Origin of the sequence: Nocardiopsis baichengensis YIM 90130 (assembly GCF_000341205.1) — a bacterium.
In the GTDB taxonomy this organism is placed as follows: Bacteria; Actinomycetota; Actinomycetes; order Streptosporangiales; family Streptosporangiaceae; genus Nocardiopsis_A; species Nocardiopsis_A halophila.
The window spans coordinates 128,998-152,303 of record NZ_ANAS01000015.1 but is presented as its reverse complement, the minus strand read 5'-3'; the positions used below and the strand labels follow the sequence as shown (position 1 = coordinate 152,303).

The window sequence follows — 23,306 nt, the reverse complement described above, 5'->3', positions numbered from 1 at the left end:
GGCGGGCCCCGGCGGGCCGCTCGCCCTGATCGTCGGCTCAGGCGCCGGTGCCGCGCAGCGACTCGGCGTGCTCCTGCAGGGAGCGCACCCCGATGTCGCCGCGCACCAGCGCCTCGATGCCCTGGACCGCGGCGGCCAACCCCTGCACCGTGGTGACGCTGGGGACGCCGCGCACCACCGCCGCGGTGCGGATCTCGTACCCGTCCAGGCGTGGCCCGGACTGGCCGGCCCCGCCGAACGGCGTGTTGACGATGAGGTCCACCGCGCCGTCGTGGATGAGTTGAACGATAGTGGGTTCTCCGTCCGGACCGGGCCCCTCGCTGTGCTTTCGCACCACATCGGCCTGGACCCCGTTCCGCCGCAGCACCCACGCGGTGCCCTCGGTGGCCAGGATCGTGAAGCCGAGGTCGGCCAGGCGCTTGACCGGGAAGACCATGCTGCGCTTGTCCCGGTTGGCGACCGAGACGAACACGCTGCCGCGGGTGGGCAGCGAGCCGAAGGCCGCCAGCTGCGACTTGGCGTAGGCGGCACCGAAGGCGGCGTCCATGCCCATGACCTCGCCGGTGGAGCGCATCTCCGGGCCCAGCACGGTGTCCACGCCCTCGCCGTGCCGGTCGATGAAGCGGTTGAAGGGCATGACCGCCTCCTTGACCGCCACGGGCGCGTCCATCGGCAGGGTGCCGCCGTCGCCCTCGGCCGGGAGCAGGCCCTCGGCGCGCAGCTCGGCGATGCCGGAGCCGAGCATCACCCGGGCCGCCGCCTTGGCCAGCGGGACCGCCGTGGCCTTGGAGACGAACGGCACCGTGCGCGAGGCGCGCGGGTTGGCCTCCAGCACGTAGAGCACCCCGGAGGCGAGCGCGTACTGGACGTTGAGCAGCCCCCGCACCCCGGTGCCGCGGGCGATGGCCTCGGTGGAGTAGCGGATCCGCTCGAAGTCCTCGTGGCCCAGGGTGACCGCGGGCAGGGCGCACGCCGAGTCGCCGGAGTGGATCCCGGCCTCCTCGATGTGCTCCATGATGCCGCCCATGTACAGCTCGCGGCCGTCGTAGAGCGCGTCGACGTCGATCTCGATGGCGTCGTCGAGGAACCGGTCGATCAGCACCGGGTAGTCGGGGCTGACCTCGGCGTTGCGCTCGATGTAGTCGGCGAGCATCGCCTCGTTGTAGACGATCTCCATGCCGCGCCCGCCCAGCACGTAGGAGGGGCGGACCATCACCGGGTAGCCGATCTCGTCGGCGACCGCGCGGGCCTGGTCGAAGGAGGTGGCGGTGCCGTGCTTGGGCGCGGGCAGCCCGGCCCGGGCGAGCACGTCGCCGAAGGCGCCGCGGTCCTCGGCCAGGTCGATGGCCTCGGGGCTGGTGCCCACGATCGGCACCCCGGCCGCCTTGAGATCGCGCGCCAGCCCCAGCGGGGTCTGCCCGCCCAGCTGCACGACCACGCCCACGACCTCGCCGGTGAGCCGTTCGGCGCGGACCACCTCCAGCACGTCCTCCAGGGTGAGCGGCTCGAAGTAGAGCCGGTCGCTGGTGTCGTAGTCGGTGGAGACCGTCTCGGGGTTGCAGTTGACCATGACGGTCTCGTAGCCGGCCTGCGACAGCGCGAAGGAGGCGTGCACGCAGCTGTAGTCGAACTCCACGCCCTGGCCGATGCGGTTGGGCCCGGAGCCGAGGATGATCACCTTGGGGCGGGTGCCCTGCGGGACCTCGGTCTCCTCGTCGTAGCTGGAGTACAGGTAGGGCGTCTTGGCGGCGAACTCGGCGGCGCAGGTGTCCACGGTCAGGTAGACCGGGTGCACGTCCAGGGCGTCGCGCAGCTCGCGGACGACCTCCTCGGACTTGCCGGTGACCTCGCCGACCTGCTTGTCGGAGAAGCCCAGGCGCTTGACGTCGCGCAGGACCTCGGCGTCGAGCTGCGGCGCGGCGGCCAGCCGGCGGGCGGTCTCCTCCAGCAGCGCCATCTGGTCCAGGAACCAGGGGTCGATGCCGGTGGCCCGGTGCAGCTCCTCCACGCTCGCGCCGGCGCGCAGCGCCTGCTGCACCTGGCGCAGCCGGAACTCGCCGGGCGTGGCGGCCGCCTCCAGCAGCGCGTCCTTCTCCCCGGGCTCGCCTTCCCAGGTCAGGCCCACGCCCTTCTTCTCCACCGAGCGCATCGCCTTCTGCAGCGCCTCGGGGAAGGACCGGCCGATGGCCATGGCCTCGCCGACCGACTTCATGGTGGTGGTCAGGCCGGGGTCGGCGCCGGGGAACTTCTCGAAGGCGAACCGCGGGACCTTGACCACGACGTAGTCCAGGGCCGGCTCGAAGCTGGCCGGGGTCTCGGCGGTGATGTCGTTGGGGATCTCGTCCAGGGTGTAGCCCACGGCGAGCCGGGCGGCGATCTTGGCGATCGGGAACCCGGTGGCCTTGGAGGCCAGCGCCGAGGACCGGGAGACGCGGGGGTTCATCTCGATGACGATGAGCCGCCCGCTGGAGGGCTCGACGGCGAACTGGATGTTGCAGCCGCCGGTGTCCACGCCCACCTCGCGGATGATCGCGATGCCCAGGTCGCGCATGCGCTGGTACTCGCGGTCGGTGAGGGTCATGGCCGGGGCGACGGTCACCGAGTCGCCGGTGTGCACGCCCATCGGGTCGAAGTTCTCGATGGAGCAGACGACGACCACGTTGTCGTTGCCGTCGCGCATCAGCTCCAGCTCGTACTCCTTCCAGCCGAGGATGGACTCCTCCAGGAGCACCTCGGTGGTGGGCGACAGGGCCAGGCCCTGGCCGGCGATGCGGCGCAGCTCGGCCTCGTCGTGGGCGAACCCGGAGCCGGAGCCGCCCATGGTGAAGGAGGGGCGCACCACCAGCGGGTAGCCCAGGTCCCCGGCGGCCGCCAGGCAGTCGTCGAGGCTGTGGCAGATGCGCGAGCGGGCGGACTCGCCGCCGATGCGCTCGACGATCCCCTTGAAGGTCTCGCGGTCCTCGCCGGACTGGATGGCCTCGACGTTGGCGCCGATCAGCTCGACGCCGTACTTGTCGAGCACCCCCGACTCGTGCAGCGAGATGGCGGTGTTCAGCGCGGTCTGCCCGCCCAGGGTGGGCAGCAGCGCGTCGGGGCGCTCCTTGGCGATGATCTTCTCGACCATCTCCGGGGTGATGGGCTCGACGTAGGTGGCGTCGGCCATCTCCGGGTCGGTCATGATCGTCGCCGGGTTGGAGTTGACCAGGATGACGCGCAGGCCCTCGGACTTGAGCACCCGGCAGGCCTGGCTCCCGGAGTAGTCGAACTCGGCGGCCTGCCCGATCACGATGGGACCGGAGCCGACCACCAGGACGGAGTTCAGGTCGTTGCGGCGCGGCATGGTTCCCTACTTCTCTGCGGTCTCGGGCTGGGCGGACGGCGCGGACGGCGCGGACGGCGCGGACGGCGCGGACGGCGCGGAGTCCCCGGCGCCCCGGCGCTCCATCAGGGCGCAGAAGGCGTCGAAGAGCTCGGCGGCGTCGTGCGGCCCGGCCGCGGCCTCGGGGTGGTACTGGACGCTGAAGGCGGGGCGGTCGAGCAGGCGCAGCCCCTCCACCACGCCGTCGTTGAGGTCGACGTGGCTGACCTCGGCGCGGCCCAGCGGGGTGTCGAACGGCCCGTCGGTGGGCGCGTCGACGGCGAAGCCGTGGTTGTGGCTGGTGATGTGCACCCGCTTGGTGTGCACGTCCTGCACCGGCTGGTTGACCCCGCGGTGCCCGAAGACCAGCTTGTAGGTGCCCAGCCCCAGGGCGCGCCCCAGCAGCTGGTTGCCGAAGCAGATCCCGAAGAAGGGGCGGTCGGCCCGCAGGACCTCGCGCAGCACCGCGACGCTGTCCTCGGCGGTGGCGGGGTCGCCGGGGCCGTTGCTGAAGAACACCCCGTCCGGCCCGGCCTCCAGGACCTGCTCGGCGGTGGCGGCGGCGGGCAGCACCCGCACCTCGCAGCCGCGCTCGGCGAGCCGCTGCGGGGTCATCGCCTTGATGCCCAGGTCGACCGCGGCCACCCGGTAGCGGGTCGGCACGCCCTCGGGCGGGTGCACGGTGTAGGGCTCGGTGGTGGACACCTCGCCGCTGAGGTCGGCGCCCTTCATCTCCGGGGCGGCCTTGACCCGCTCCACCAGCACCTCGGGGTCGCTCTCCTCGGTGCTGATGACCGCCCGCATGGCGCCGCGGTCGCGCAGGTGGCGGGTGAGCGCGCGGGTGCCGGGCACCGCGATGCCCACCACGCCCTGGCGCGCCAGCTCCTCGTCCAGGGTGCGCTGTGCCCGCCAGTTGGAGGGCACCCGGGCCGGCTCGCGCACCACGAACCCGGCCACCCAGATGCGCCCGGACTCGGGGTCGTCGTCGTTGACGCCGGTGTTGCCGATGTGCGGCGCGGTCATCGTGACGATCTGGCGGTGGTAGGACGGGTCGGTGAGCGTCTCCTGGTAGCCGGTCATGCCGGTGTTGAAGACGATCTCCCCGTAGGCCTCGCCGCGCGCCCCGAAGGAGCGGCCGCGGAACACGCGGCCGTCCTCCAGCACGAGCACGGCCGGGGCGGCTTCGGGGGCTGCGGTTGCTTCTGCTGTCACTGGATCTTCCCATCGAGGACCGTCGGGACGCCGCGCAGGAACGTGCCCATGACACGCCCCGGCAGGCTCATGCCCCGGTACGGGGTGTTGGTGCTCTTGGACTCCAGGGCCGCGGGCTCGACCACCCGCCCGGCCGCCGGGTCGTACAGGGCCAGGTTGGCCGGCTCGCCCTGGGCGAGCGGACGGCCGTGGCCGGCCGCGCGCCCGATCCGGGCGGGCGCGGCCGACATGCGCTCGGCCACCCCGGCCCAGTCGAGCAGCCCGGTGTCGATCATGGTGTGCTGGACCACCGAGAGCGCGGTCTCCAGGCCGAGCATCCCCATCGCGGCCGTGGACCACTCGGTCTCCTTGGCCTCGATGGGGTGGGGTGCGTGGTCGGTGGCCACGCAGTCGATCACACCGTCGGCCAGGCCGCGGCGCAGCGCGTGCACGTCCTCGGCGGTGCGCAGCGGCGGGTTGACCTTGTAGATCGGGTCGTAGCCCTCGACCAGGTCGTCGGTGAGCAGCAGGTGGTGCGGGGCGGCCTCGGCGGTCACCCGGCACCCGCGCTCCTTGGCCCAGCGGATGATCTCCACCGAGCCCTTGGTGGAGACGTGGCAGATGTGCAGGCGCGAGCCCACGTGCTGGGCGAGCAGGCAGTCGCGGGCGATGATCGCCTCTTCGGCGACCGCGGGCCAGCCGCCCAGGCCGAGCCGGTCGGAGACCTCGCCCTCGTTCATCTGGGCGCCCTCGGTGAGCCGCGGCTCCTGGGCGTGCTGGGCGACCACCCCGTCGAAGGCCTTGACGTACTCCAGGGCGCGGCGCATCAGCAGCGCGTCCCACACGCACTTGCCGTCGTCGGAGAAGACCCGCACGCCGGCCACCGAGTCGGCCATGGCGCCGAGCTCGGCCAGCCGCTCGCCCTCCAGGCCGCGGGTGACCGCGCCGACCGGGCGCACGTCGCACAGGCCGCTGTCCCGGCCCAGGCGCCAGACCTGCTCGACCACGCCGGCGGTGTCGGCCACCGGGTCGGTGTTGGCCATGGCGTGCACCGCGGTGTAGCCGCCGGCGGCGGCGGAGCGGCAGCCGCCGGCCACCGTCTCGGCGTCCTCGCGGCCGGGCTCGCGCAGGTGGGTGTGCAGGTCGACCAGGCCGGGCAGGGCGATCAGCCCGGCGGCGTCGACCTCGGCGGCGCCGTCGGCGGCCTGGGCCGCCCCGGCACCGATCGCGGCGACGGTGCCGTCGCGCAGCAGGATGTCGGCGGGCTCGCCGCCCAGCGGGCGCGCTCCGCGGATCAGGTAGGCCCCGCCGTTGTCGTTCTCTTTGGCCATCGGCCCGAGTTCTCCCTTAGATCAGTTCCCAATGGCCGGCTCGGAGCCGCCCAGCAGCAGGTAGAGCACCGCCATGCGCACGCTGACGCCGTTGGTGACCTGCTCGGTCACGGTGGCGCGCGGGGAGTCGGCGACCTCGGCGGAGATCTCCATGCCCCGGACCATGGGGCCGGGGTGCATGACGATCGCCTGGTCGCCGAGCAGCGCGAAGCGCTCCTTGTCGAGCCCGTAGCGGCGGCTGTACTCGCGCGCGGTGGGGAAGTAGGCGTCCTTCATCCGCTCGGCCTGGACCCGCAGCATCATCACCACGTCGGTCTTGGGCAGCACCGCGTCCAGGTCGTAGGAGACCTCGCAGGGCCAGGAGCCGGCGGTGACCGGCACCAGGGTGGGCGGGGCGACCAGGGTGACCTGGGCGCCGAGGGTGTTGAGCAGCAGCACGTTGGAGCGGGCGACCCGGCTGTGCCGCACGTCGCCGACCACGGCCACGCGCAGGCCCTCCAGGCGGCCCATGCGCTCGCGCATGGTGAAGGCGTCCAGCAGGGCCTGGGTGGGGTGCTCGTGGGTGCCGTCGCCGGCGTTGAGCACCGAGCCGTCGACCCAGTTGGCGAGCCGGTGGGCGGCGCCGGAGGCCGCGTGGCGGATGACGACGCCGTCGGCGCCCATGGCCTGCAGGGTCAGCGCGGTGTCCTTGAGGCTCTCGCCCTTGGAGACGCTGGAGCCCTTGGCCGAGAAGTTGATGACGTCGGCGGACAGGCGCTTGGCGGCCAGCTCGAAGGAGGTACGGGTGCGGGTGGAGTCCTCGTAGAAGAGGTTGACCACGGTGCGCCCGCGCAGGGTGGGCAGCTTCTTCACCGAGCGGTCGCCCACCTGGGCGAGCTCACGGGCGGTGTCCAGGACCAGGACGGCCTCGTCCCGGCTGAGGTCGCCCGCCGAGAGCAGGTGGCGCATCAGTTCTCCTCCCCGCTCGCGGTGCGGGCCTCGTCGGTGCGGTCCTCGCCACGCTGCCTCTTGGGGCCGATGAGGACGGCGTCGACGCCGTCGGACTCCTCCAGCAGCACCGTCACCGACTCGCGCAGCGAGGTGGGCAGGTTCTTGCCCACGTAGTCGGCGCGGATGGGCAGCTCCCGGTGGCCGCGGTCGACGAGCACGGCCAGCTGCACGGAGCGCGGGCGACCCAGGTCGTTCAGGGCGTCCAGCGCGGCGCGCACGGTGCGGCCGGAGAACAGGACGTCGTCGACGAGGACGACCACCCGGCCGTCGATCCCCTCGGGCGGGATCTCGGTGCGGCCCAACGCGCGCGCGGGCGCCAGGTGGAGGTCGTCGCGGTACATGGTGATGTCGAGGGCGCCGCAGGGGACCGTGCGGGACTCGACGCGCTCGATCCGCTCGGCCAGCCGGCGCGCGAGCGGGGCGCCCCGGGACGGGATCCCGAGCAGGGTGACGTCCTCGGCGCCCTTGGTGCGTTCGAGGACCTCGTGTGCGATGCGGGTCAGGGCGCGGTGGATCTCGGGGCCTTCCAGCACGGGGCGTGCATCCCCCTGCGGTGGCTCACCGTCCGCGCGTTTTCGGGCACACAAAGTAGTGACCCCCTTCCCTGCCTCACTGAGCAGGCCGTTAAAGGATGTCGATCGGCCTCACGTTATCAGCGCACCGCGGGCGGGCCCGCCGGGCCTTATCAGCAAACATGGCGAAAATATGACTCTCACCACAGCGTGGGGGGTTGACCATAGGCGGCCACCCTTGTCCGCACCACGGGAGGACCGGGTCCGCCGAACCGGTCGTCAAATGTGAAACCTCCTACCGTTGCGGGCTTCCCGCGCCCTGAAACGCCTCCGGACGCCCCGTTCGATCCCGGAATGAGACACCTCTCACTTACGCACGGTTTGGCCACTGAATAGTCGCGTTTCCACCCAACGGCTTGACCTGGCGCCCCGACAGCCTTACCGTCACTGTCCGTAACCAATCTGGGCTGCGTCACACAGTGCGCGACGGCCCTGGAACGCCAGCCACCTCACGGCCGGGGAGCGACGAAGAACATGCCATCCGAATACGCGAAGTCCCTTGGTGCGCGGCTGCGCGCCATCCGCACCCAGCAGGGACTCTCCCTGCACGGCGTGGAGGAGAAGTCCCACGGGCGCTGGAAGGCCGTCGTGGTGGGCTCCTACGAGCGCGGCGACCGCGCCGTCACCGTCCAGAAGCTCGCCGAGCTCGCGGACTTCTACGGGGTGCCCATGTCCGAGCTGCTGCCGGGCGGCGCCGCACCCACCCCGCTGGGCCCCACACCCAAGCTCGTCATCGACCTGGAGCGCATGCAGCAGCTGCCGCAGGAGAAGGCCGGGCCGCTGGCACGCTACGTGGCCACCATCCAGAGCCAGCGCGGCGACTACAACGGCCGCGTGCTCTCCATCCGCCAGGAGGACCTGCGCTCACTCGCGGTCATCTACGACCGTTCGCCGAGCGACCTGACCGAGGAGCTCATCAACTGGGGGGTCCTGGACCCCGAGGCGCGGCGCGCCGTGGACGCCTTCTAGGCCCGCCGTCGAGGCGAGCACCCGCACGGAGCCGTCCGAGTCCTCCGAGCGGACCCGGCGCCCGGCCGCTTCCGACACCGGCGCCCCCCTGCCCCAGGGGCACCGAGGCGAGGGAGCGCGGCCGGGCAAGAGGCTTCCCCTCCCCCCGCCCGGCCGCGGTCGGTCCGCGCACCCCGGGGGGCACCCCCGCGATCCCACCGAGGCGGTGAACCGCCCCGCGAATCGAACTGGTGTGCGAACGCGTCCAGTTAACCGCACACGCCCGCGCCGGTCAAGAAGGCCCCGGGCGGCCCCGCCGGGCGTAGGCTGGCCCCGTGGACACCGACACCGGGCCGCTCGAGCTGTGGGAACCCGCCCCTCCCGCCTTCGTCCACGCGCTGCCGGCGCTGCTGGAGGTCTACACGGCCGCGATGGAGCCGCCCGTCGAACAGCTGTCCGGACGGCGCACCATCATGGAGCAGCACGCCGGCCACCCCCGCTTCCGGGCCGTGCTGGCCCTGGGCCCCGACGGCGCCGCCGCCGAGGCGGACGAGGGCACGGGCGGGGCCTCCGCCCCGCCCCGCCTGGCCGGGTTCGCCTACGGGTTCCAGGGGCACCGCGGGCAGTGGTGGTTCGACGTGGTCACCGAGGAGCTGCGGCGGCGCGACCCGGCCGCCGAACGGCGCTGGTTCGGCTCGGCCTTCGAGGTGGCCGAGGTGCACGTGCGCCCCGACATGCAGGGGCACGGCATCGGCCGCGCCCTCCTGGAACGGCTCACGGCGGCGCGCCCGGAGCGCGCCGCCGTGCTGTCCACCCGCACCGGCTCCACCGTCGCCCGGCGGCTGTACGCCTCGTGCGGGTTCGTCGACGTGCTGCCGGAGTTCTCCTTCCCCGGCAGCCCCGATCAGCCCTTCGCCATCATGGCCGCGCGCCTGCCACTGCGGGGGCGCGGTCGCCGACGAGCCGCCGGTAGATCTCGCGGGTGGCGGTGGACTGGTTGAAGGTGATGAAGTGGATGCCCGGCGCCCCCTCGTTGAGGAGGCGCTCGCAGAGCCGGTGCGCCTGGTCCAGGCCCAGTTCGCGCACGGCCTCCGGGTCGTCCTTGACCTTCTCGAACTCCTCGGCCAGGTGGCGCGGGAACGGCGCGCCCGACAGCTGCTCGGAGCGCTCGATGGTGCCGTACTTCACCACCGGCATGACCTCGGGGATGATCGGGGTCTCGCACCCCTTGGCGGCCACGCGGTCGCGCAGCCGCAGGTAGTCGTCGGCGTCGAAGAACATCTGGGTGATGGCGTAGTCGGCGCCGGCACGGCACTTGCGCACGAAGTACTCGACGTCGGTGTCGACGTCGACCGAGCGCGGGTGCTTGTAGGGGAAGGCCGCCACGCCCACCGAGAAGTCTCCGCTCTCCTTGATGAGGCGGACCAGCTCGTCGGCGTACTCCAGGCCCTCGGGGTGCTTGACCCACTCGCCGAGCGGGTCGCCGGGCGGGTCGCCGCGCAGGGCCAGGAGGTTGGTCACACCGACGGCCGCGAACCGGCCGATGAGGTGGCGCAGTTCGCGCACCGAGTGGTTGACCGCGGTCAGATGGGCGACCGGCAGCAGCGTGGTGTCGGTGGCCATCTGCTCGGTGATCTCCACCGTGCGGTCCCGGGTCCCTCCGCCGGCCCCGTAGGTGACCGAGACGAAGGACGGGCCGAGCGCCTCGATCTCGCGCACGACCTTCCACAGCCGCTGGAGCCCTTCCTCCGTCTTGGGCGGGAAGAACTCGAAGGAGAATGTCGGTTCGCCGGCGTTGAGAAGGTCGCGGATGTCCCGGGGCCGGGGGGCGGGCACAGGCGCGTTTCCGTTGTGGGTCGGTGAGCCAAACATGCCCTCCACCATAAGCCCATGGCCTGGGACGCGGCGGATCGGCCACCCATGGGTCGGTCAAATCACCGGTCAGACGGCCGATAGCCTTCCCCCATGACCTCCACCCCGCCCACCCCGTCGTCCCCGGTTTCCTACGTGCGTCCCGCCGTGGACGCCGCGCTGACCGAGTTCGTCGGACACCGCCGCGCCGAGCTCCTGGCGATCGGCGCCGAGCTGGCCCCGGCCATGGACGCGCTGGAGGCCATGCTCTCCGGCGGCAAGCGGCTGCGCCCGGCGTTCTGCTTCTGGGGCTGGCGCGGCGCCGGGGGTGCGGAGGTGCCGGAGGTGTACACCGCTGCGGCCTCGCTGGAGCTGCTGCAGGCGTGCGCGCTGGTGCACGACGACGTCATCGACAACAGCGACACCCGGCGCGGGCTGCCGGCCACCCACCGGCGCCTGTCCGCGCTGCACGCCGGCCAGGGCTGGTCGGGGTCGTCGGAGGGGTTCGGGCAGGGGGCCGCCATCCTCATCGGCGACCTGTGCCTGGCCTGGTGCGACGACATGTACCAAGGCAGCGGGCTGGCGCCGGAGGCGCTGGCGCAGGGCCGGACGGCCTTCGACGCGATGCGCACCGAGGTGATGGCCGGGCAGTACCTGGACATGCTGGAGCAGGTGCGCGGCGCGGAGAGCGTGGAGGCCTCGCTGCGGGTGATGCACTACAAGGCGGCCAAGTACACGGTGGAGCGCCCGCTGCACCTGGGGGCCGCCCTCGCCGGGCGCTACGCCGACCTGGGGCCGGTGTACTCGGAGTACGGGCTGCCCTTGGGGGTGGCGTTCCAGCTCCGCGACGACGTGCTGGGGGTGTTCGGCGACCCGGCGGAGACCGGCAAGCCGGCCGGGGACGACCTGCGCGAGGGCAAGCGCACGCTGCTGGTGGCCGAGACCCTGGAGCGCGCCGACGCGGCGGCCGCGGAGGCGTTCCGCGCGGGTCTGGGCGACCCCGGCCTCGACGACGGGGCGGTGGAGCGGATGCGCACCATCACCGAGGAGTGCGGTGCGCTGGCGGCCTGCGAGCGCCGGATCGACGACTACGTGGAGCAGGCCACCCGCGCCCTGGAGTCCGACCTGATCGAGCCCGAGGCCCGGTCCGCACTCGCCGACCTGATCGTGGCGGCGACGTCGCGCAAGTACTGACCACTACCGACCGCGGGACGGGCTCCTCACCGGACGAGGCCAGGGGGCCCACGGGTCAGGACCGGCCGGAGGCCACCTCACCCAAGAAGGCCGCCCACTCCCCCGAGGGGAACGAGAGGTGGCCGAGGAGAGGGTTCCGGCTGTCTCGCACGTAGGCCGCCTGTTCCGCCCTCTGTCCGCTCCCTGTCTCGCCATTTCGACACAGTTGGGGTTGTTCCCTCCGCTGTCATGTCATGAGTCGATGTCGTGTCATGAGTGGGTGATTCGTCGGCAGTACCGACAGATGCGGTCGATGGTCCGATCGGAGCTTCCGGTCCACGAGCACGCGGGCCCGCTCACCCGGACCAGGACGGATCAGCAGGTACCCCGCTCCCGCACCCCGGCCGGGCGGCAGGCCGCCGGAGGCACAGGTAGAAGGCGGCGACGAAGAGAGCAGGGCGCTTCCCCGGCCCCGCCTGTCGGCCGCCCGGCCCCTCGCGGTCCGGGGGGCGAGGCAACGACGGCGCAGCAGGTACCCCGCTCCCGCACCCCGGCCGGGCGCCGGGCCACCAGGGCCCGCAGGCCGGCCCCGGCGCACCTCGGCGGAGACGAGAACGCATTCCCTCTCGCGCGCCCGGTATGCCCGGTATGCGCCGCCCGGCCGCCCCCTGTTCGGTTTGATCTCGGGAAAGGCGGCCTTAAAAATGTTGATCTCGGGGAAGTCGGCTTTATACTGGCGAGTATTACCCCGATTTCCCCGAGATCAACAACAGGAGGGCGAAAGCGCGCCCGATATACCGGAAATGCAAAGCTCCCCCCTCCCTCCGGCGATGATCTCGGGGATAACGACCCTACGAGCGCGATTTTAGGGTCGTTATCCCCGAGATCATCGCCGGAGACACGGGGGCCGCCCGCCCTGCCCGGCTCCGCCCGACGCCCCCGGACCGATAGCGGCCTCGCGCCCGGCCGGGGTGCGGGAGCGGGGTACCTGCTGCGCCGTCGTTGCCTCGCCCCCCGGACCGCGAGGGGCCGGGCGGCCGACAGGCGGGGCCGGGGAAGCGCCCTGCTCTCTTCGTCGCCGCCTTCTACCTGTGCCTCCGGCGGCCTGCCGCCCGGCCGGGGTGCGGGAGCGGGGTACCTGCTGATCCGTCCTGGTCCGGGTGAGCGGGCCCGCGTGCTCCCTATTCCGCCATTCCGGCGTTCTGCCATTTCCTCATTGTGCGCCCGTGACGGGCCAGGATTCTACGGGAGATATGAGACGCGGCCGCCCTCGCCACCGAATGGGGCCCACTGGTCCACGGCCGGGTGCGCGGGGTGTTCTTCCCCCTTCCCGCCCGACGCCCCCGGGAGGACCCGTGGGCCCGGCCCACCGCCCCGCCCCGGCCACCGATCGGGCCGCCTGAGGAGCGGCCGTGCCGCCTCTCTCCGCCCGGGGCCTCCTCTGCACTGAGGAGGCCCCTCGGCCGTGCGGGTGGCCGCCGTTCCTCCCCCGGGTGAGAACGGAATCACTCTGCCGGGGGATACCCCCGCTCCGGGGAGCCCTGAGCATGGGGCGTAGCCGCCGTCGCCTACCCGCCCCACCCCTCGAAGGACTCCGGCCATGAACCAGACACGCACCCCGTCCGCCCCGCTGCGCGGGCCGTCGCGCCCGGCCGAGCGCGCCCCCGCCCCCGACCTCGCGCGCGGGATGATGCTGCTGCTGATCGTGCTCGCCAACACCCCGATCTACCTCTGGACCACCACCCACTCGTCGAGCAGCAACCACCCCATGAACGAGAGGACCCTGGACAGCGTGGTGAGCGCCGTGCTCATCGTCGTCGCCGACCTGCGGGTCTACCCGATGTTCGCGTTCCTCTTCGGCTACGGCATCGTCCAGATCTACCTGCGCCAGCAGGCCGCCGGGGTCTCCGAGGCCGACGCCCGCGCGCTCCTGCGCAGACGCAACCTGCTGCTCATCGCCTTCGGCGCGGTGCACGCCCTGCTCCTGTGGTACGGCGACATCATCGGCGCCTACGGCCTGGTCGGCCTCATCCTGGTCGCCCTCTTCCTCCGGCGCAGCGACCGCACCCTGCTCACCTGGGCCGGGACCGGCACCGGCCTGCTCGCTCTGCTGGCCGTCCTCGCCGCGGTGGGCGCCTTCTTCGCCGCCGGGGCGGAGGGAACGGGGTCCTCGACCGACGCCGCCGAGGAGTCCGCCTTCCTCATGGCGCCCATCGCCGAGGAGGACCCCCTGATGGCGGCAGTGCTGCGCATTGCGTACTGGCCCCTGGTCGTCATCGGCCAGGGCGTGCTCGGCGTGGCCGTCCCCGTCGCGATCCTCCTCGCCTTCTGGGCCGCCCGGCGACGCATCCTCGAAGAGCCGTGGAACCACCTGCCGCTGCTGCGCCGCACCGCGGTGACCGGCATCGCGGTCGGCTGGCTCGGCCCGCTGCCCAACGCGCTGCACCACCTCGGCCTGCTCGCGGTGCCCGAGGGCGTCGCCTGGGTGTTCTGGCCCGTCCAGCTGGCGACCGGGCTGGTCGGCGGCATCGGGTACGTGGCCCTGTTCGGCCTGATCGGGGCCCGGCTGCGCGGGCGCCGGCTCGGCCCGGCGGGATCCGCGGTCGCCGCCCTCGGCAAGCGGTCCATGACCGGCTACATCGGGCAGTCGCTCCTGTGCGCCCCTGTCCTGGCCGCCTGGGGGCTGGGCCTGGGCGCGGCCCTGGGCAGCGCCACCATGGCCCTGTTCGCCGTGGGGGTGTGGCTGGCCACGCTGGTCTTCGCCGTCCTGCTGGAGCGGGCCGGAAAGCGCGGGCCGACCGAGGTCGCCCTGCGCCGCCTCGCCTACCGGCGCAGCACCGCCTCCCCCGCCGACGGGGGCCCGGCGACGCGCTGACCTCCGGTTCGTGCGCCGGAGGGGGAAAGCGGTGAAAATGGCGCCATGGGTGACGATCAGGCAACAACGGAGTCGATCGCCGTCACCGGCGCGACCGGTTCGGTGGGCGGGCGGGTGGCCGCGCGGCTGGCACGGCGGGGCGCGGCGCAGCGCCTGGTGGTGCGCGACCTCAACCGGGCCCCGGAGCTGCCCGGGGCCTCGGCCGCGATGGCGGCCTATGAGGACCGCACCGCCATGCGGCGGGCGCTGCAGGGCGCGACGACCCTGTTCCTCGTCTCGGCCACCGAGTCGGCCGACCGGGTGGACCGGCACATCGCCGCCGTGGACGCGGCCGTCGAGGCCGGGGTGGGCCGGATCGTCTACCTGTCCTTCCTCAACCCCGGGCCGGCGGCGGTGTTCACCTTCGCCCGGGACCACTTCTTCACCGAGGCGCACATCCGCTCGACGGGGGTCGCCCACACCTTCCTACGGCCCTCCCTCTACCTGGACCTGCTGCCGGGGTGGGCCGACGAACAGGGCGTGGTGCGCGGGCCCGCCGGGAGCGGACGGGTGGCCTGGGTCGCCCGCGACGACATCGCGGACGTGGCGGCCGAGGTGCTGCTGGACCCGGCCGCGCACGAGGACCGCGCCTACGACCTGACCGGGCCGGAGGCGGTGACGCTGGGCGAGACGGTGGGACGCCTGTCGACGCTGACCGGGCGCACCGTGCGGTACGTTCCCGAGACCTGGGAGGAGGCCCTGGAGTCGCGGCGGCCCTCCGGCGCCCCGGAGTGGGCGATCGAGGGGTGGGCGAGCTCCTACGCGGCGATCGCGGCCGGGGAGCTGGAGGCGGTCTCCCCGGCGGTCCCCGACATCACCGGCCACCCGGCCCAGACCATCGAGGGGTACCTCCGCAAGCACCCGAGCGCCCTGAACCACGTCGAACCGACGTCCTGAGGCATCCGCCGGCCCACAGGAAGGCCCCGCCCTGTCCTGCGGGCGGGGCCGTGAACGCCCTCCGAGCGGCCCTCCCCGTTCACGGGGCGGGCGAGGTCACCCTCTCTCCTCGACCACCTTCAGCGTCCCGTCGCCGTGCGCCTTGCGCAGGCTCTTCTTGTCGAACTTGCCGACGCTGGTCTTGGGCACCTCGTCCACGAAGGCCCACCGCTCGGGCAGCTGCCAGCGGGCGACCCGGTCGGCAAGGTGGGCGCGCAGTTCAGCGGCGTCGACGGCCTGCCCCTCCCGCAGCACCACCGCCACCAGCGGCCGCTCGTCCCACTTGGGGTCGGGCACGGCGATCACGGCGGCCTCGGCGACCGCGGGGTGCTCCATCACCCGGTTCTCCAGCTCCACCGACGAGATCCACTCCCCGCCGGACTTGATCACGTCCTTGGCGCGGTCGGTGAGGCGCAGGAACCCGTCCGGGCTGAGGGTGCCCACGTCCCCCGTGCGCAGCCAGCCGTCCTGGAACTTCTCCGGGTCGGCGTCCTTGTAGTACGAGCCGGCGATCCACGGGCCCCGCACCTGGAGCTCGCCCACGCTCTGCCCGTCGTTGGGCACGACCTCTCCTCCGTCGCCGACCAGGCGCCCCTGCACGCTCGCCGGGAGCCGCCCCTGGGAGAGGCGGTAGGCCCAGCGCTCCTCCCCCTCGGCCCCGGCCGGCGGGTTGGCGACGCTGCCCAGCGGCGAGGTCTCGGTCATGCCCCAGGCGTGCACGATGGGCACCCCGAACCGCTCGTCGAAGGCGCGCATCAGCGACGGCGGGCAGGCCGAGCCGCCCACCACGACCCGCTCCAGCGAGGACACGTCGCGCGGGTGCTCCTCCAGCTCGGCGGTGAGGCCCTGCCAGATGGTGGGCACCGCGGCGGCGATGGTGGGGCGCTCGACCTGGATCATGTTGGCGATGGCGGCCGGCTGGAGGAACCGGTCGGGCAGCAGCAGCGACGGGCCGACCATCATCGCCGCGTACGGCAGGCCCCACGACATGGCGTGGAACATCGGGACGATCGCCAGCGCCTTGTCCCCCTGGCTCAGCCCCTTGCCGTCGCTCATGCACACCTGCATGGAGTGCAGCCAGATGGAGCGGTGGCTGTAGACGACGCCCTTGGGGTCGCCGGTGGTGCCGGAGGTGTAGCACATGGCGGCGGCGTCGCGCTCGTCGACGACGGGCCAGTCGAACTCCTCCGGGCGGCCCTCGATCAGGGCGTCGTAGCGGTGCACCCGCACCCCGTCGGCATCCAGCGCCGACAGGTCGGCCCCGGCGTCCCCGGCGACGATGACGTGCCGGACGGTGCTCAGCTTCGGCAGCAGCGGGGCGAACAGCGGCACCAGGCTGGCGTCGACGATGACGACCTCGTCCTCGGCATGGTCGGCGATGTAGGCGACCTGGGACGCGTGGAGCCGGATGTTGAGCGTGTGCAGCACCGCACCCATGGCCGGAACGGCCAGGTAGGCCTCCAGGTGCTCCTGGTTGTTCCACTGGAAGGTGGCGACCCGCTGGTCGCCGGTGATGCCGAGCTCGCGCAGGGCATGGGCCAGCTGCGCGGCCCGGCGCCCCACCTCCCGGTAGGTGGACGCGTACGGCTCGCCCCCGGTCCAGGTGACCACCTCGGCGTCGCCGTGGACCGTGGTCCCGTAGCGGACCAGGTCGCCGATCGACAGCGGTACGTCCTGCATCGTGCTGCGCATGGTGATTGCCCTCGCTCCCAGGTACGGCGGCCCGTGTGATGCGTGTCACCGAACCTAGAGAGCCGGACGGGGCCGCGTACAGGCGTGCCCGGCAATCGTTACCTAACAGTGTTAGGAGAGAGTGCAGGTGGCTCTGAGGCCCTTGGGACCACCGGAGAAGGACGTCCCTGTAGTGCAGCTCCCCATTCCTGCGCAGCAGAGGCGCGGAATCGGCGCTCCCTCCTCCCCCTCACACGCCGAAGCCCTTTGACCAGCGAATTCGTCAACCTGCCGACCACAGTCTTGACCTTGACACAGTGACAAGGTCTTCACTTGGGCGCAGGAGGTGGTCCCGATCGAAACGAGCACCACGACACCACAGAACACCCGCGTGGCCGAGGCCCTGTCCGCCGGGGACACGTCGGTCCGGCTCCGGGCGGCGCTCGCGGTCGGCTCGAACCCCGACCCTGCGCTTCTGGAGACGCTCATCGAGCGGTGCGCGGTCGAGCCCGACTTCTTCGTGCGGGACATGCTGTCCTGGGCGCTGACCCGCCTCCCGTCGGAGGCGACCCTGCCCCGGATCCGCCGGGAGCTCGATTCCGAGCGCCCTCAGGCCCGAAGCCAGGCGCTGCACCTGCTGTCCAAGATCGGTGACGCGGGCACGTGGGCCTGGATCACCCGCGACCTGCTGCGCGACGCCGACGACCAGGTCGCACGGACCGCATGGCGGGTCGCGGCCGCCCTCGTCCCCGAGGACGAGCAGGAGCGGAGGCGGCTGGCCGGTGAACTGGTCCTGCAGCTCGGCCGGGGCGAGCGCGACGTGCGGCTGAGCCTGAGCCGGGCGCTGGTGGACCTCGGCGAGGCGGTCACGCCCCTCCTGGAGGAGGCCGCGGAGAGCCCCGAGCCGGAGGTGGCCGCGCACGCCCGCGCCACCGAGCTGCTCCGCCAGGACCCGGAGAGCGGGTTCGACGCGGCGCTCGCAGAGGCGGAGCGCGTGGTCGCGCTCGGCCCGGAACGGGCCGCCGCTGCCGCCGCCGCGGTCGCGTCGGCGGACACCGTGACCGCCGAGGCCGCAGAGCCTTCGGCGGCTTCGGAGGCTTCGGGAGCTTCCGGCGCCTCGGGCGCTCCAGGGGCGACGGGGGCTCCGGGGTGCTGATCGGCGACGTCGCCCGCCGATCCGGGGTGAGCACCCGGATGCTCCGGCACTACGACGCCCTGGGGCTGGTGCGGCCGACGGGCCGCACCGCCGGCGGCTATCGCGAGTACTCCGCCGAAGACGTCCGCAGGATCTTCCACGTGGAGAGCCTGCGGTCCCTCGGGCTGTCGCTCAAGCAGATCGGACGCGCGCTGGAGGACCCGGCCTTCACGCCGTCCGCGTTGGTCGGCGACCTCATCCGGTGGACGGAGGAGCGCTTGGCCCGGGAGCAGGAGCTGCTCGAACGGCTCCGTGCGATCGACACGTCGGCCCCCGCCGGCTGGCAGGACGTGCTGCGCATCGTCGCGCTCATGCGGGAGCTCGATTCGACGAGCGCCGCGCGCAGGAACCAGGCCGTCCTGGCCGGGTCGGAGGGGGCGCCGGTCCCCGCCGAGCTGCTGGCCCGGGCGGTCCTGGACGAATCCGACCCCCACGTCGCAGGCGCCCTGCGCTGGGCGCTCGCACGATCGGACGGCGACGGCAGGGCGGTGCTGGGCGCCGGGACGCGCTCGGAGGACGTCGCCGTCCGGCGGCGCGCGGTGCTGGCGATCACCGAGATGCCCGGGGCTCCGGGCGCGGCCGCGGTGCTGGAGGGCGCCCTGGGGGACGCGGACGCGACGGTCCGCAGACACGCCGCCCTGGCCCTGGGCAGGCAGGGCGTGACGGCGGCCGTGCCCGAGCTCGTCGGCATGGTGGTCGAGGGGTCCAACGACGTGGAGGCGGCGGAGGTCCTGGGGGCGCTGTCCCGGGAGCCCGGGTGCGCGGAACGGATCACGGCCGCCCTGGCCGACGCCCTCGCCGCGCCCGCCGCGGACTCCGCGACGCGGATCCGCCTCACCCAGGCACTGGTCGAACTCGAGGGAGCCCCCGCACAGGAGGTCCTGCACCACCTGACCCGCGACGACGACCCCGCCGTCGCCCTGGTCGCCACGGCCCTGGCCGGAGTCATCGAAGAGCGGCCCCCTGATGTGCCCTGAGGGCCCCCATGGCCCGAAAGCACCGAGCGCATCGAGGCCAGGGGGCCGCCCGGGTACGCCCGCCACCGCCCCGCCCCGCAGGGGCGCCGAACACCTGTCGGGAGGGCGGCAGCGGCCCCAGGAATGCGGTTCTCGCCCCCGGACCGGTGACGACCGGCCGCCCGGCAAGCGGCTGCGAGCGGGGACACCCGCCATTCCGCCGTCGCCCGCTCCGGTGACCGCACGCACGGCCACGACTCGACGGCACCTCCAGAGCAGCCGCCGGCCTTCCTCGTCGCCGCCGCCGGGTCCCACCGGCGGTCCGGCGGATTCCGGATCGCGGCGGTGTCAGGCCAAAGGGGCCTCGGCGAGGCGGCGCTTCAGGTGGGCCGCGGCGGCGCGGGGGTCATCGGCCTCGGTGATCGCGCGCACCACGACCACCCGGCGCGCCCCGGCCTCCAGCACCTCGCCGAGGTTCTGCGCGTCGATGCCGCCGATGGCGAACCACGGGCGCCCCTCGGCCAGCTCGGCGGCGCGGCGCACCAGGTCCAGCCCGGCGGCCGGGCGCCCCGGCTTGGTGGGGGTGGCCCAGGTCGGTCCGACGCAGAAGTAGTCCGTTCCGGGCTCCTTGGCCGACGCCGCGGCGACATCGGCGTTGTTGTTCGACCGGCCGATCAGGGGGCCGTCCCCGATGATCTGTCGCGCGTAGGGCACGGGCAGGTCGTTCTGCCCCAGGTGGAGCACGTCGGCTCCGGCCGCGCGCGCGATGTCGGCACGGTCGTTGACGGCCATCAGCGCCCCGTGGCGGTCGCACGCCTCGCGCATGACCTCCAGGGCCTCCAGCTCCTGGCGCGCCTCCAGCCCCTTGTCGCGGAGCTGGACGATGTCCACCCCGCCGGCCAGGGCCGCGTCGAGGAACGCGGCCAGGTCGCCCTTGTCCCGGCGGGCGTCGGTGCACAGGTACAGGCGGGCGCCGCCCAGTCGTTCGCGCAAGCTGTCGCTCATCCGGCCAGAGTAGCGGTGCGTCCCCCGACGAGGCCGGGGGCCGTCACCGGCCACGGCCTCTGCCGGTGCGGGAGGCGGCGGCGAGCACACGGTGACCGGTCGCACGGCCGGGGACGGCCTCTCCCCCGGCCTCTTCCGCCGCTGCCGTCGGTACCGTCGCTTCCGTACGGCGGCCCCGTTCGCCTCTGGCGCGGCCGCCGTCGCAGCCGTCCATCGGCTGCGGGAGGAATCCTCCGGTGGGCCATCGCCGTCGGCCGTCCGCCGTGAACACCGCGGCCACGGCATCGCTCCGCACGTGAAGCGGCGGCACGCGCACGAGGGCCGGGCTCGCGGCGGGAGCGCCTTCCCCGGCCTCGGACGGCTCAGAAGGAGCCGAGCGCCTGCGCCCTGCGCCGCACCTCCGTCCCCCGGTTCTCCGCCAGGGCCTGGACCGGCGAGCCGGGCAGGGTGTCGTCCGGGGTGAAGAGCCACTCCAGGGCCTCCTCCTCGGAGAACCCGCTGTCCGCCAGCAGCGTCAGGGTCCCCGGCAGCCCCTTGAGCACGTCCCCGCCCGAGATGAGCGCGGCCGGGACCATCACCTCTCCCCTGCGCCTGACGCCCAGCAGCCGCCGTTCGCGCATGTACTGCTTGACGCGGTTGGGCCCGATGCCCAGCGCCGTGCCCGCCTCGTTCAGGGTCATCCAGTCGCCGACCAGGGAGTCGGCACCGTTGTCGTTCTGAGTCACGAACCCAATGTGCCACAGCCCTCGGACGTTCAGGGCGCCTCGTGCCGCCGGGGCGCGCCGACTAGGATGGGATGTGTCGCCGCCGGGACGCGTTCCCGGCGGCACCGTCCCCGCGGGAGCCGGGTGGGACCCGGCTGAGAGGGGGGCTGCCGCCCCCGACCGCACGAACCTGATCCGGGTCATACCGGCGAAGGGAGTGGTGAGAACCGCCATGTCCGAATCGTCGCCCGAGGCGCCCGAGGCGCCCGATACGCCCGAAGCGGTCGGCACGTTCGACGCGGTCATCGCCGGCGGCGGCCTGATCGGCCTGGCCACCGCCTGGCGCGCCGCCCGCCGCGGCCTGCGCACCGCCGTCGTCGCCCCCGCCGCCGACCCCGCGGCCGCCTCCGGTGTGGCCGCCGGCATGCTCACCCCCGCCACCGAGGCGGTCTTCGGCGAAGAGGCGCTGATGCGGCTGGGCGCCGCCTCCCGGGACCGCTACCCCTCCTTCATCGCGGAGGTGGAGGCCGACGCGGGGACCGCGGCCGGCTACAGCCCCCGCGGCACCCTGCAGATCGCCTTCGACACCGACGACCTCGCCCGCCTGACCGAGCTGGGCGAGCTGCAGTCCCGGCTGGGCCTGAAGGCCGAACGCATCACCTCCCGCGAATGCCGCCGCCTGGAGCCGATGCTCGCCCCGCACGTGCGCGGCGGCGTGCACGCGCCCGACGACCACTCGGTGGACCCGCGGCGGCTCACCGCGGCCCTGCGCCGCGCCGCCTCCGCCCGCGGCACCGTCCTCGTGGCCGACCGCGCCGCCGAGGTGGTGTGCGCGGGCGGCGCGGTGCACGGCCTGCGCACCGCCTCGGGACGGGTGATCGAGGCCGGCCGGGTGGTGCTGGCCGCCGGGGCCTGGACCCCCGACATCGGCGGGCTGCCCGAGGGGCTGCTGCCGCCGCTGCGCCCGGTCAAGGGGCAGCTGCTGCGGCTGCGCACCCCGGCCGGGCAGGAGCCGGTCGTCTCCCGCACCGTGCGCGGCCTGGTCAAGGGCGCCCCGGTCTACCTGGTTCCGCGCCCGGACGGGGAGGTCGTGCTCGGCGCCACCCAGGAGGAGATGGGCCGGGACACCCGGCTCACCGCGGGCGGCGTCTATGGGCTGCTGCGCGACGCCCACGAGCTGGTGCCCGGCGTCAGCGAGCTGGAGATCGCCGAGGCCTGCGTGGGCCTGCGCCCCGGGTCTCCCGACAACGGGCCGCTGCTGGGCCCGCTCGGCGCGGGCGCGCCCGAGGGCCTGCACCTGGCCACCGGCCACCACCGGCACGGGGTGCTGCTCACCCCCGCCACCGCCGACGCCATGGCCGCCGCCCTGCTGGGCGAGGACCTTCCGGCCGAGGCACGCCCCTTCGCGGCCGCCCGCTTCGGGCCCGGCGAGGGGCCCAGGACCCCAGGAACGAACACCCGGGACGAACGTGAGGAGCCCTGAAGCCATGGAGGTGACCGTCAACGGGGAGCGGCGCGCCGTCGACCCCGGGACCACCGTCGGCGACCTGGTGCGCGGCCTGACCGGCGCCGCGAACGGCGTGGCCGCCGCGCTCAACGACGAGGTGGTCCCGCGGGCCGGCTGGGACACCGCCACCGTCGCCGAGAACGACCGCGTGGACGTGCTCACCGCGGTCCAGGGAGGTTGAGATGACGACCGCCACCGCCCACGACGGCGCCCGCGACGGCGCCCGCGCCGCCGCCACCGCCGCCGACCCGCTGGTCATCGCCGGGCGCTCGTTCGCGTCGCGGCTGATCACCGGCACCGGCGGCGCACCCTCCATGCGGGTGCTGGAGGAGGCCCTGCAGGCCTCCGGCACCGAGCTGACCACCGTCGCCATGCGCAGGGTCACCCCCGGCTCCGACGGCTCGGTCTGGGACGTGCTGGAGCGCAACGGCATCGCCCCGCTGCCCAACACCGCCGGCTGCTTCACCGCCGCCGACGCCGTGCGCACCGCCCGCCTGGGGCGCGAGGCGCTGGGGACCGACTGGGTCAAGCTGGAGGTGGTGGCCGACGAGCGCACCCTGCTGCCCGACCCCGTGGAGCTGCTCGACGCCGCCGAGCGCCTGGTCGACGAGGGGTTCACGGTCCTGCCCTACACCAACGACGACCCGGTGCTGGCCCGCCGTCTGGAGCAGGTGGGCTGCGCCGCGGTGATGCCGCTGGCCGCGCCGATCGGCTCCGGGCTGGGCATCCGCAACCCGCACAGCCTGGAGATGATCGTGGAGCAGGCCGGGGTGCCGGTGATCGTGGACGCCGGCATCGGCACCGCCAGCGAGGCCGCCCAGGCCATGGAGCTGGGCTGCGACGCGGTGCTGCTGGCCAGCGCGGTCACCCGGGCCCAGGACCCGGTGCTGATGGCCCGGGCGATGCGCGACGCCGTGGCCGCGGGCCGTTCGGCCCGCCTCGCCGGGCGCATCCCGGTGCGCCGCCACGCGCACGCTTCGTCCCCTCCGGCCGATCACCCGTAG

The 23,306-nt window shown here is 73.7% G+C and carries 20 protein-coding genes and 1 riboswitch; of the genes, 10 read left to right on the top strand and 10 right to left on the bottom strand.

Features of this window, described 5'->3' with window-relative positions:
* Positions 1-37 precede the first annotated feature (37 nt).
* The 5 genes from carB to pyrR are packed head-to-tail and all read right to left on the bottom strand — an operon-like array spanning position 38 to position 7,457.
* On the bottom strand, positions 38-3,340 hold the full coding sequence (gene carB / locus C892_RS0114445; protein ID WP_017557795.1) for a carbamoyl-phosphate synthase large subunit: 3,303 nt from the start codon (positions 3,338-3,340) through the stop codon (positions 38-40).
* Positions 3,341-3,346: 6 nt separating this feature from the next.
* The gene (gene carA, locus C892_RS28955) at positions 3,347-4,528 is read right to left on the bottom strand and encodes a glutamine-hydrolyzing carbamoyl-phosphate synthase small subunit (protein ID WP_017557794.1); all 1,182 of its coding nucleotides are present in this window, start codon (positions 4,526-4,528) and stop codon (positions 3,347-3,349) included.
* Positions 4,529-4,566: 38 nt separating this feature from the next.
* On the bottom strand, positions 4,567-5,880 hold the full coding sequence (locus C892_RS0114435) for a dihydroorotase (protein WP_017557793.1): 1,314 nt from the start codon (positions 5,878-5,880) through the stop codon (positions 4,567-4,569).
* Between the two features lie 21 nt (positions 5,881-5,901).
* Entirely contained in the window at positions 5,902-6,828 is a 927-nt protein-coding gene (locus C892_RS0114430; protein ID WP_017541920.1) for an aspartate carbamoyltransferase catalytic subunit, read from the bottom strand.
* Positions 6,828-7,457 (bottom strand): bifunctional pyr operon transcriptional regulator/uracil phosphoribosyltransferase PyrR, encoded by a 630-nt coding sequence (gene pyrR / locus C892_RS0114425; RefSeq protein ID WP_083934379.1) that lies wholly within the window; start codon positions 7,455-7,457, stop codon positions 6,828-6,830. The genes C892_RS0114430 and pyrR overlap by 1 nt, the downstream gene beginning before the upstream one ends.
* 459 nt (positions 7,458-7,916) lie before the next feature.
* Here pyrR and bldD point away from each other — a divergent pair, with 459 nt between their 5' ends.
* Together bldD and C892_RS30610 are read left to right on the top strand one after the other, a co-directional pair.
* Entirely contained in the window at positions 7,917-8,411 is a 495-nt protein-coding gene (bldD, locus tag C892_RS0114420) for a transcriptional regulator BldD (protein ID WP_017557791.1), read from the top strand.
* A 314-nt stretch (positions 8,412-8,725) separates the two neighbouring features.
* A complete protein-coding gene (locus C892_RS30610; RefSeq protein ID WP_083934378.1) occupies positions 8,726-9,391 on the top strand; it encodes a GNAT family N-acetyltransferase in 666 nt (221 codons plus the stop codon).
* Here C892_RS30610 and metF read toward each other — a convergent pair.
* Positions 9,309-10,262: a methylenetetrahydrofolate reductase [NAD(P)H] gene (metF, locus tag C892_RS0114410; RefSeq protein ID WP_051060544.1), complete on the bottom strand. Its 954-nt coding sequence runs from the start codon at positions 10,260-10,262 to the stop codon at positions 9,309-9,311. The two genes, C892_RS30610 and metF, sit on opposite strands and share 83 nt — an antisense overlap.
* A gap of 93 nt (positions 10,263-10,355) precedes the next feature.
* Here metF and C892_RS0114405 point away from each other — a divergent pair, with 93 nt between their 5' ends.
* Positions 10,356-11,435, top strand: coding sequence for a polyprenyl synthetase family protein (locus C892_RS0114405; RefSeq protein ID WP_017541915.1), 1,080 nt, complete (start codon positions 10,356-10,358; stop codon positions 11,433-11,435).
* 55 nt (positions 11,436-11,490) lie between these two features.
* Here the strand turns inward: C892_RS0114405 and C892_RS32610 are convergent, their stop codons facing one another.
* Positions 11,491-11,640 carry a DUF397 domain-containing protein gene (locus tag C892_RS32610; protein ID WP_083934377.1) on the bottom strand — a complete coding sequence of 50 codons (150 nt, stop codon included), beginning with the start codon at positions 11,638-11,640 and terminating at the stop codon, positions 11,491-11,493.
* A 1,374-nt stretch (positions 11,641-13,014) separates the two neighbouring features.
* On the opposite strand from C892_RS32610, the gene C892_RS0114400 reads away from it, so the two are divergent.
* Positions 13,015-14,289, top strand: coding sequence for a DUF418 domain-containing protein (locus C892_RS0114400; protein WP_017557789.1), 1,275 nt, complete (start codon positions 13,015-13,017; stop codon positions 14,287-14,289).
* Positions 14,290-14,334: 45 nt separating this feature from the next.
* Complete coding sequence (locus tag C892_RS0114395) at positions 14,335-15,225, top strand: SDR family oxidoreductase (protein WP_026124361.1); 891 nt, start codon at positions 14,335-14,337, stop codon at positions 15,223-15,225.
* 96 nt (positions 15,226-15,321) lie between these two features.
* Here C892_RS0114395 and C892_RS0114390 read toward each other — a convergent pair whose 3' ends face one another.
* Positions 15,322-16,956: a long-chain fatty acid--CoA ligase gene (locus tag C892_RS0114390; RefSeq protein ID WP_017557787.1), complete on the bottom strand. Its 1,635-nt coding sequence runs from the start codon at positions 16,954-16,956 to the stop codon at positions 15,322-15,324.
* A gap of 325 nt (positions 16,957-17,281) precedes the next feature.
* Here C892_RS0114390 and C892_RS0114385 point away from each other — a divergent pair, with 325 nt between their 5' ends.
* Positions 17,282-18,091, top strand: a complete 810-nt coding sequence (locus tag C892_RS0114385; protein ID WP_040685429.1) for a HEAT repeat domain-containing protein — start codon at positions 17,282-17,284, stop codon at positions 18,089-18,091.
* Positions 18,085-19,107 (top strand): MerR family transcriptional regulator, encoded by a 1,023-nt coding sequence (locus tag C892_RS0114380; RefSeq protein WP_017557785.1) that lies wholly within the window; start codon positions 18,085-18,087, stop codon positions 19,105-19,107. Before C892_RS0114385 ends, C892_RS0114380 begins: the two co-directional genes overlap by 7 nt.
* Positions 19,108-19,434: 327 nt before the next feature.
* Here C892_RS0114380 and thiE read toward each other — a convergent pair whose 3' ends face one another.
* Together thiE and C892_RS0114370 are read right to left on the bottom strand one after the other, a co-directional pair.
* Complete coding sequence (gene thiE, locus C892_RS0114375; RefSeq protein WP_040685428.1) at positions 19,435-20,091, bottom strand: thiamine phosphate synthase; 657 nt, start codon at positions 20,089-20,091, stop codon at positions 19,435-19,437.
* A gap of 362 nt (positions 20,092-20,453) precedes the next feature.
* Positions 20,454-20,816 (bottom strand): Rv2175c family DNA-binding protein, encoded by a 363-nt coding sequence (locus C892_RS0114370; protein ID WP_017557783.1) that lies wholly within the window; start codon positions 20,814-20,816, stop codon positions 20,454-20,456.
* 102 nt (positions 20,817-20,918) lie between these two features.
* Positions 20,919-21,029, top strand: a riboswitch (TPP riboswitch).
* Between C892_RS0114370 and thiO the strand changes: the two genes are divergently transcribed.
* The 3 genes from thiO to C892_RS0114355 all read left to right on the top strand — a co-directional run bounded on the left by thiO (position 21,028) and on the right by C892_RS0114355 (position 23,306).
* A complete protein-coding gene (thiO, locus tag C892_RS0114365) occupies positions 21,028-22,278 on the top strand; it encodes a glycine oxidase ThiO (RefSeq protein WP_017557782.1) in 1,251 nt (416 codons plus the stop codon). Its footprint overlaps the riboswitch before it by 2 nt.
* Before the next feature lie 4 nt (positions 22,279-22,282).
* The gene (thiS, locus tag C892_RS0114360; protein ID WP_017541361.1) at positions 22,283-22,483 is read left to right on the top strand and encodes a sulfur carrier protein ThiS; all 201 of its coding nucleotides are present in this window, start codon (positions 22,283-22,285) and stop codon (positions 22,481-22,483) included.
* Position 22,484: 1 nt separating this feature from the next.
* Complete coding sequence (locus C892_RS0114355) at positions 22,485-23,306, top strand: thiazole synthase (protein WP_017557781.1); 822 nt, start codon at positions 22,485-22,487, stop codon at positions 23,304-23,306.